Here is an 801-nt window from a genome sequence, read left to right as displayed (position 1 = left end):
CCCCGCCACCGCCCGATCAAAACGCACCGGCTCCCGCAGATTCCGCCACCAATACCCCGCATCCAACCCCGCGCCATCCACCACCCCACCGGTGACCGACGACACGAACGGAACCGACCCCCGCCCCGGCCGCACCGGCGCCAAAACCTCGGCGAGGTCCTCCTCCAGCGACTCCACCAACGGCGAATGCGACGCGTAATCGACCGCGATCCGCCGCGCCCGCACCCCCTGCCCAGCACACCACCCCAGCACCTCATCCAGCGCCGCCACCGCACCCGACAACACCACCGAACCCGGACCGTTCACCGCCGCGATCCCGACCCGCCCCCGCCACCGCTCCAACCAGCCGGCCACCCGCTCCACCGGAGCCGCCACCGACACCATCCCGCCCGACCCCGACACCCCCAGCAACGCCCGACTCCGCAACGCCACCACCCGCGCGCCGTCCTCCAGCGACAACACCCCCGCCACACACGCCGCCGCGATCTCACCCTGGCTGTGACCAACCACCGCCGAGGGCTCAACGCCATAGGAGCGCCACACCGCGGCCAGCGACACCATCACCGCCCACAACACCGGCTGCACCACATCCACCCGTTCCAGCGCCCCGGCATCACCGAGCACCTCGAACAGATCCCAGTCCACGTAGCCGGCCAGCGCATCCGCGCACTCAGCCATCCGCGCCGCGAACACCGGCGAACACCCCAGCAGCTCCACCCCCATCCCGGCCCACTGCGACCCCTGACCGGGAAAGACGAACACCACCCGCCGATCAGGACGCGCCACCCCCGCCACCACCCC

Annotated in this window: 1 protein-coding gene; it reads right to left on the bottom strand. The window is 72.0% G+C overall.

Annotated elements, in window-relative coordinates:
* A partial coding sequence (locus QSK17_RS35700) for an acyltransferase domain-containing protein (RefSeq protein ID WP_285711120.1) occupies nt 1-786 on the bottom strand: 786 nt, incomplete at its 3' end.
* Between the last annotated feature and the right edge of the window lie 15 nt (nt 787-801).

It is taken from the genome of Microtetraspora sp. NBRC 16547 (assembly GCF_030268965.1).
Classification (GTDB): Bacteria; Actinomycetota; Actinomycetes; order Streptosporangiales; family Streptosporangiaceae; genus Microtetraspora.
This window is presented reverse-complemented; position numbering and strand designations above follow the sequence as displayed.